Origin of the sequence: [Chlorobium] sp. 445 (assembly GCA_002763895.1) — a bacterium.
Taxonomy (GTDB): Bacteria; Bacteroidota; Chlorobiia; order Chlorobiales; family Thermochlorobacteraceae; genus Thermochlorobacter.
Genome location: NSLH01000026.1, coordinates 24536 through 33332, shown reverse-complemented (window position 1 = coordinate 33332; position 8797 = coordinate 24536). Strand labels below are relative to the sequence as shown.

Here is an 8797-nt window from a genome sequence, read left to right as displayed (position 1 = left end):
GCAGGCATTTCTCTATGTAGCGAAGTATTATGTCGATGATGTCGACACACAGAAACTCACAGAAGGGGCGATTGAAGGCATGCTCGAGAGATTAGATCCTCACTCTGCCTACCTTTCTGCAGAGCAAAACCGACGCTCAAAGGAAGAGTTTCAGGGCAATTTTGAAGGTATTGGCATTGAGTTCGATGTGCTAAATGATACGCTCTTGGTTGTGGCACCCGTCATTGGTGGACCGAGCGATAAACTTGGGATTATGTCTGGCGATAAAATCGTCGCTATTGATGATTCTTCAGCCATCGGTATCACGCGAGAGGGCGTTATCAAACGCTTGCGCGGTCCAAAAGGCACGAAAGTGAAAGTCAAAATTATTAGACCAGGAGAAAAAGAACCACTGTATTTTGTCATCACACGTGACAAGATTCCAACTTACAGCGTGGGCGTCTCAATGATGCTCAAAGACGACATTGGCTACATCTACATTGATCGGTTTGTACAAACCACGCATGACGAATTTCTCGAAGCATTACGCGACCTGAAAGCAAAGGGCATGAAGAAACTCATTCTAGATTTGCGTCAAAATCCGGGTGGCTACTTAGACCAAGCCATTAAAATCTCCGATGAACTTTTGGGCGGCATTCAAAAAATTGTCTATACAAAAGGACGCAGCGTGCCCGAAGAAAATGCCTTCTCTAAGCCCGGAGATTCATTTGAGAAAGAGCCACTGATTATCATCGTCAATCGTGCCAGTGCCTCTGCCTCAGAAATTGTCGCCGGTGCCGTGCAAGACCACGACCGTGGCTTAATCATTGGTGAGACAACCTTTGGAAAAGGACTGGTGCAGCGTCCGTTTGATTTACCTGATGGGTCGCAAATCCGTGTAACGATTGCACGCTACTACACGCCTTCAGGACGCTCGATTCAGCGGCCATATGATGGAAGTAAACGCGGCCGTGAAGAGTACTATACCGAAATTCAAGAGCGCGGCTGGAATGAGCTGGGCATCAACAGTACTGACCCAGAAGTCAGAAAGAAAGCACAGGAGATGCGCAATCGCCGTGAGCCCATCGAAGCAAGTGCATTCATTAAGCCTGACTCGATTCACAAGCCCTACAAGACAGACAAGGGCAGAACCGTGTTGGGTGGCGGTGGCATTATGCCTGACTACTTCGTGCTGCCCGACACGGTAACGCGCTACTACCGCCAAGTGCGTGCCGCCCGTGTCTTCGAAGAATTTGCGCAGCACTACATCGAACAAAATCCTGCAGTACGCAAAAAGTATGAGCAGAACTTTGAAAAGTTCCGAAAAGAGTTTGAAGTAACTGCAGAGGTGATGAAACAGTTTACAGCAATGGCAAGCAAGAAAAATATCGAGTTCAACGAAGCCGAGTATGCGCGCGATGAGCGATACCTCAAAAATGCCATCAAAGGCAATATCGCACGCCAAATCTGGGGCTCAAAGTATGAGCGCATGATCTTTGCCGAAGAAGATAACATCGTGCAGGAAGCCATAAAACTTTTCCCGAAAGCAGAGGCGCTTGCAAAAGTGGGTACAGTCAAATAACTTAATCTGCCTTGTAAACTTCGCAAGTATAGACACATAGCGCGCTGCAAAAAGTGTATTCTTGAAAAGCGGAAGGGCGGTGCCCCATGGCACCGCATCGCACAAAAGGTGCAAACTCAAATTTAACCAATGAAACTCACCGTCATTGACCATGCGTTACTGAAGTGTGATCTAACCGTATTGCGCAATAGACATACCCCAAAGGAACTCTTCCGTACATCGCTAGAACGCCTTGCTGAAGTCATGGCAGTCGAGATTTGTGCAAAGTTGCCACTAGAGACCTTTTCAGTAGAGACCCCGCTGGAGACAACAACAGGCTTTCGCTTAAAAGAAAAATTTCTGCTCGTGCCTGTCCTGCGTGCCGGATTGGGTATGCAGTCGGGATTTCTAAAGTTTCTGCCAGAAGCAACAGTGTCGCACATCGGTGTCTCGCGTGACCACATCACGCATGAACCACATTTCTACTACTCTAACATTCCCGAAAATATTTCTGAATTGCATGGCTTAGTGCTCGATCCCATGCTTGCAACAGGCGGAAGCGCTACAATGGCGGTAAAACTACTCAAAGAAAAAGGCGCGAAAAATTTGTCACTCGTCTCCGTGGTGGCGGCGCCTGAAGGTGTTAAACGCTTTAGCGAGGCGCATCCTGATGTGCATATCTACGCAGCGGTACTTGACCGCGAACTCAACGCAAATAAATACATTTTGCCCGGACTTGGCGATGCAGGCGATAGACTATTTGGCACCTAGCTGCAGAAAAATTGTATGATGAAACTATCCTGCAAAAAAAATGGGTAATGCATCAGCAAATAAATTACCGAAAAGCCCTGTACACATACAGAGGGAAGTCGCTATGGTGAGCTGGTGCTCTACGCTGTGCTGTTCCTATTGCTTGTCTTCTCAGTATTCATCTTGAATTTTGTCTTGGCAAAACGCAGCAAAGAAGATGCTAAACAGGTTGCACTTGCCACACAAAGTGCGCGCGAATGGCAACGTGCTGAAAAAAACTTGCGTGATACACACATCAAACTCTTTACTGGCTTTGCAGTTGATTCCTCCTTCAAAGAATTTGCGCTTGCAATCCAAGAATTCGACAACATTCAAATGGCACTCAGGAAGGGAGGGACAGCTAAACTCTTTGGAGAAAGCATTGCTGTTCAACCTGTAGCGGAAGAAAAGGCTCTGCAAGTTATAGAAGCAACAAGCAAAGTGTGGGAAGCGCACAGAGAAGACTTTCTCAAGCTCTCGCAGCAGCAAGCCAGTACAATAGATACATTATTGCTCGAGCAATGCGTAGAGGCTGTAGTGCACAAAGGTGAAGCGATATTAGATGCCAATCAAAAGTTTATTATTGCGCTAGGGGAAGCGTCTAATGAACGTATTTCGCGCCTACAAACCTTGCAAGTGAGCGCGATTTTACTTGGCCTGGTCATCTTTTTTGCTATGGCTGTGCGTCTGACGATTTCGCTACGCCGGCAAGACCGCATCATTGTGGAAAACACAGAAGAAATCATTCGGCAGCGCAACGAAATTGCTTTGGAAAAAGAGCGAATAGAAAAACTGCTCGATGATTTGAAAAATGCGCAAGCGCAGTTAATTCAATCAGAGAAGATGGCGTCGCTGGGTCAGATGGTGGCGGGGATTGCGCACGAGGTCAATACGCCACTTGGATTCGTAACAAATAACCTCAGCATTGTCGAGCGCAACCTCGGCATTTTAGAACGTGTGCTCAAAGAATATCAAAAAATGGAAATGATGCTGCGTGAAGGAGAACTGAACGACTTGGAAGCACAACTAGAAACCGTACGCGAAGTGGTCTTAGGCATAAAAGAAAAGGCACTCATCGAACGCACGCACAAAACGCTAAGTGAATCTAACATCGGATTGCAGCGCATTCAAGAACTTGTAACAAACCTGCGCAACTTCTCGCGCCTCGATGAAACCGCACTGAAAACTGTAACCCTGAGCGAAAATATCGACTCTGCATTGGTGATTGCAACCAATGTTGTCAAGCATAAAGCCGAAGTGGTAAAAAACTACGAACCGAACCTGACTGTGGAGTGTTACCCTGCACAGCTGAATCAGGTCTTTCTTAACCTCATTACCAACGCTGCCCAAGCAATTGAAAAATTTGGCAAAATTACCATTACAACCTGCTCTCAAGGTGACAAAGTGCTCATCAAAATCGCTGATACAGGCATCGGCATTCCCGAACAAAATTTGAAGAAAATCTTTGAGCCATTCTTTACAACAAAACCAGTGGGACAAGGCACAGGGCTTGGGCTTTCGATTGTCTATAAAATCATTGAACGCCATAACGGCACAATCGAGGTCAGCAGTAAAGTCGGTGAAGGGTCAGAATTTATCATCACGCTGCCTATAAAGCAGGCAAAGCAAAAACAGGGCGCCACAGCAAAAGAAGAATCAATAGAAGAGACAAACGCAATTAAAATTTCCTGATAGTCCTGGTAGTAGAAAACAGAAATTTTGAGCAAAAGCACGTCGTTAGCGCTGCCTGAGACAAAAGTACGGAAAGAACGCACGAGGCACTCTGGGAAATAACCCAAAGAGTGCGGCGAATTGGTAATCTTAAGTAAATCTGGATTGAGTAAATTACGAGGCACTGCTCGGTTAAAATATGCTCGGTTAAAACAACTAACAATTGCAAGGCAAAATGAAAGAACTCTCGCATATCCTGTTGGTCGATGATGAGCGCTGATGCTCAGTTCTCTGAGGGGGCTGTTAGAATTTGATTACAACGTGCACACAGCTGAAAATGGCTATGATGCTTTAGAAATCCTGCGCCAGTATCCCATCAAGGTCATCATTAGCGATGAACGTATGCCACAGATGCCCGGACACGAACTGTTGCGTCAAGTAAAACAGATCAGTCCACACACAATTCGTGTGCTGCTCACAGGCTATGCGGATTTAGAGAGTGTGATCAAATCAGTCAATGCCGGCGAAATTTTCCGCTACCTCAACAAGCCCTGCCGACCAGAAATGCTGCAAAATGTGGTCAAGCTGGGTGTACAAATCTATGATAGAATGACCATGCTCAAACCCTCCACAATTCAAGTGGTAAATTCCAGCATCACTACGCCAGTAGCACAGACATCGCTGAAACCAGCCGTGCTGTTTGTAGGCTATACGAAAGAGGAAATTGCTCAACTGGTAGAAAAACTCAGCGATCTGTACGACATCGTTGCAGCAGATACAGTTGATGGGGCTTTTGAGGCCTGCTCAAAGAAAAATGTCGCTGTGGTAATTAGCGAACTCGACTTGGGTGAATACGATGGTGTGGATTTTCTGCAGACCCTCAAACAAGAGCATCCTCAAACGGTCATTGTCATTTTGACCGATACCGTTGATATTAAACTTATCATGCGTGCGGTAAATGAAGTCAATGTGTTCAGATACATTCCTAAACCGGTAACACAGGAACAGATGGAACGCACTTTGCGCGAAGCCACCGCAAAAAATAACGAGTATATTCAATACCCTGAAGCGCATTCACAGAAGCAAAGTCCGCAACCTGCTCACGATACAAACGTAACATCGGAACAAAAAGGCACGGATCTCAAAAGCAAACTTCAAGCAGCACAGTCATTTCTGAAAAAAAGTTGAGCAGAGCAAACATTTGAATCCTTCAAAGCAAAAAACATGCATGCAAATCATGTGCCGTGCCGAAGCACGAGCGTATGAAATCTGCTGAATTGTTTTAGATTTCATCTTTAAGTCTAAAAAGAGTTGGCAAGCAAGGCAAAGACGTAGTGCGTGGCAGATGGACATAAGTTTTGAAATGAAAATGCAAAACGAAATGGCAGAACGAACCTACCAGCAGCTTACTGAGAAATTGCGGGCAGCATATCGCAAGATGCAAGTGCAGGATGCGATTAGCGGATTTTCAAAATTCATGGTCGTTGTGCTGGCAAGCCTAATCAGTGTAGCGGCGTTAGAATCTATCGGTAAGTTCTCGAGTGTAGGGCGATTTTTGTTGCTGGTCGTGTTGGGTGTGGTAAGTTTGGGGGCGTGCTTGTGGTTTTTTGTATTACCGTTATTGCAAAAACAATTTAATCCTGATGCGATAGCCAAAGCTGTTGGGGAAGCCTTTCCAAACTTGAAAGATAGGCTCATCAATGCCCTGCAAGTCTACCGTGAGGCGCGTGAGAGTCCATTTGCGGTCGCGGCACTTACAAGTGTAGAGAAAGAGGTGGAGCCCTTGAGGTTTGAGGAAGCCATCTCGTTTGAGAGTGCAAAAAAGTCGGGTGGAGTGGCGGCAACAGGACTGTTGGTGACCGCACTGCTCTTTGCAATATCGCCACTTGGGTTGAACAAAGCTCTGACACGCATTGTCAAGTTCAATCAAGATTTTACACCGCCGCCACCATTTGAAATTGTCTCACTCTCAAAAGATGTGCAAGTGGCAAAGGGCAGTGATGCAGTCGTGCGCTTCAAGGTCGTAGATCATCCAGATGCTGAAACGCACTTAGATGTGAATCGCCTCACACTCAAGCTCCTCGATGAAAACGGCTTTGAGCTGCAAGACCTAAAACTGGTTCAAGACAGCGCAGGTGAATTTTCCTACCAGCTCAAAAATCAAAAACAACCGCTGCTGTACTTTGCTGAAAGCAATGTCGTAGGCAAAGTCATATCAAGCCAGAAGCATTGGATTCGTGTGCTCGATAAGCCGCGCATTGAGATGTTTCAACTTACCATCATACCGCCTGCGTACAGCCGCCTGTCGGCACAGCAACTCGAACCTAACTTTGGCGATGCCGCAGCACTCAAAGGCTCAAAAGTCTTGCTGCGCCTGAAAGCCTCAAAGCCAATTCAAACCGCTGCACTCGTTGCAAATGATACAACCGTGCTTTCTATGCAAGTCAGTGGTGATTCTGCCTCACTGGCTTTGACGCTCAAAGACGATCTTGCCTACAGACTTGAAGCACTTGACCACACGCAGATGCGAACCGAGAAAAGTGCAACTTACACTCTCCGAGTGCTAACTGATGAATATCCAGTCGTTCGTCTCCTGCAGCCTGAAGAAAAAGAGACAACTCTGCCAGAAGCACTCATTCAGCCGCTGGTCTTTGAGCTCAAGGATGATTTTGGGTTTAGCAGTCTTGTGCTCAAGTTTAGAGTTACAAAATCAGAAGTTGGTGAGCCTGAAAAAGACTTTCGAGAAATGCCAATTCCACTGGCAGGCGAAGGCTCACAGATTGACAAAATCGTCAGTTTTACTTGGAACTTGAACAAAATAGGTGTGGTCGCTGGTGATGAATTAGAGTTTTATGCCGAAGTGCGCGATAACGACGCTGTATCGGGCTACAAAGCGGCGCGCACCGATTTTTATCGATTCCGTTTGCCTTCGCTCGAGGAAGTCTTCGCTGAAATCGACCGCGCTGAACAGGCAACCACAGATGCCTTAGAAAAGAAAATCGAAGAAGTAAAAGCCATTGAAGAGCAGTTGGAAAAAGTGCAAAACGAATTGCGCCAGAAGAGTCGCTCAAATTGGCAAGATCGTAAAGCCATTGAGCGGGCGCTCAAAAAACAAGAGGAGTTGCAAAAAAGCGCAGCAGCAATTTCCGAAGAGCTAGAAAAAATGATGCAATCGATGCAGGAGCGCAATCTTGTCTCCGAAGAAACTTTGCAGAAGTATCAAGAAGTGCAGCGACTAATCGATGAGATTAACTCGCCAGAACTCAAAGAGGCGATGCGCCAGTTGCAAGAAGCACTTGCGCAAGTCAACGAGCAACAGCTGCGTCAAGCCTTAGAGAAGATGACCTTCAACGAAGAACAACTTCAAAAAAGTTTGGAGCGCACAAAAGAGCTTTTGCAACGCATTCAACTCGAGCGCAAGATTGATGAACTTGCAAAGCGCATAAACGAGATGCTACAAAAACAAGAAGAGCTGCATGAGCAGACCATGCAGCCACCAAAAAATCCTGACAAACTCAGTCAATTGCAAAAAGAGCAAGAACGACTCAAAAAAGAGCTCCAAGAGTTTGAGCGTGTGCGCGAGGAATTGGAACGCAAAATGAAAGATTTTCCAAAGCAAGAACAATTGCCGATGGAAGAATTAGAAAAACTGCGTGCTCAAGCAGAACAAGATGAGTTAGAAAAAGACCTTAGCGAAGCAGAAGAGAAACTCAAAGGGCGCAATCCTGAAGCGGCATCTGAAAGACAAAAGTCTGCGCTCCAAAAAATGAAGCAGCGTCAGAAACAAATTGCGGAGATGAAGCAAGAACTCTCACGCCAGCGCCGACAAGAACTTCTGGAAGCGATGCAAAACGCCGCACAATCTGCCCTCGAGCTCTCCAAAGAACAAGAAGCCTTGAAGAACGAAACAGAGCAAATTCGACAGCCAGCCTCACAAGCGCAGGCGCAAGAACTTGCCCAAAATCAGCAGCAGGTTTTGGAATCGCTCCGACAGTTGCAAGAAAGCATTTCCAAGATTGGCAAAAAGTCGTCAAAAATTCGTTCAGATATGGCGCGCAAGTTAGCTGAAGCCGAAGAGCAAATGCAGCAATCAATTTCTGCAATCGAGGGACGAAACACACAAAATGCAGCGCAACAGATGCGCGAAGCCATGCGCTCACTTAATGACTTTGCAGAACAAACCAGCCAGATGATGGCGCAAATGATGGGACAGAAAAATGGCGATGGTCAGGGCGAAGGTGATGGCGCACTTTCTGAATTGATGCAAGGTTTGGCTGACCAACAAAGTGCGCTCAATGGTGAAACACAAGGTATGGCAGAAGGAAAAAATCCCGTCGACAGAGCACAGCGATTAGCACAACTTGCGGCTCAACAACGCTTGATTCAAGAGCAACTCAAACAACTTGCACAGCGACAAGCGCAGCAACAGCGTGAGGGAAAAGGCAATGAATTGATGGGAAATCTCGAAAAACTTGCTGAAGAAATGGAAGACATCGCAAGAAGTCTGGAGCAACAAGAGCTTTCACGCGAACTTGTCAAGCGACAACAGCAAATTCTTTCTCGTATGCTGCAATCAACGAAATCGCTGCAAAAACGAGAGTTTGAAGAACAGCGTGAAGCAAAGTCTGCCAAAAACTTCATGCGTAAGTCGCCCGCAGAACTTGACACGGAAGTGAGGCGAAATAAATTCCAAGACGCACTCAACCGCTTGCGTGAAAAAGGCTATTCTGACGACTATCAAAAGCTGATTCGTCGCTACTACGGCGCGCTGGAAAAATTGCAAAGCAACTGAAATCG

Annotated in this window: 5 protein-coding genes; all 5 read left to right on the top strand. The window is 46.3% G+C overall.

Features of this window, described 5'->3' with window-relative positions; genetic code table 11:
* Positions 1-1561, top strand: a 1561-nt coding sequence (locus CMR00_10100) for a peptidase (protein PIO47515.1), incomplete at its 5' end; no start/stop codon positions are given.
* Between the two features lie 129 nt (positions 1562-1690).
* Positions 1691-2311 (top strand): uracil phosphoribosyltransferase, encoded by a 621-nt coding sequence (locus CMR00_10095; GenBank protein ID PIO47514.1) that lies wholly within the window; start codon positions 1691-1693, stop codon positions 2309-2311.
* A gap of 114 nt (positions 2312-2425) precedes the next feature.
* Positions 2426-4021 (top strand): hypothetical protein, encoded by a 1596-nt coding sequence (locus CMR00_10090; protein PIO47513.1) that lies wholly within the window; start codon positions 2426-2428, stop codon positions 4019-4021.
* 258 nt (positions 4022-4279) lie between these two features.
* Positions 4280-5188, top strand: coding sequence for a hypothetical protein (locus CMR00_10085; protein PIO47512.1), 909 nt, complete (start codon positions 4280-4282; stop codon positions 5186-5188).
* Positions 5189-5345: 157 nt separating this feature from the next.
* The gene (locus CMR00_10080; protein ID PIO47511.1) at positions 5346-8792 is read left to right on the top strand and encodes a hypothetical protein; all 3447 of its coding nucleotides are present in this window, start codon (positions 5346-5348) and stop codon (positions 8790-8792) included.
* Positions 8793-8797: the final 5 nt, after the last annotated feature.

Excerpts from the sequence above, each read along its gene's own strand:
- CMR00_10095 (PIO47514.1), top strand. The coding sequence starts at position 1,691 with ATGAAACTCACCGTCATTGACCATGCGTTACTGAAGTGTGATCTAACC.
- CMR00_10085 (PIO47512.1), top strand. The coding sequence starts at position 4,280 with ATGCTCAGTTCTCTGAGGGGGCTGTTAGAATTTGATTACAACGTGCAC.
- CMR00_10080 (PIO47511.1), top strand. The coding sequence starts at position 5,346 with ATGGACATAAGTTTTGAAATGAAAATGCAAAACGAAATGGCAGAACGA.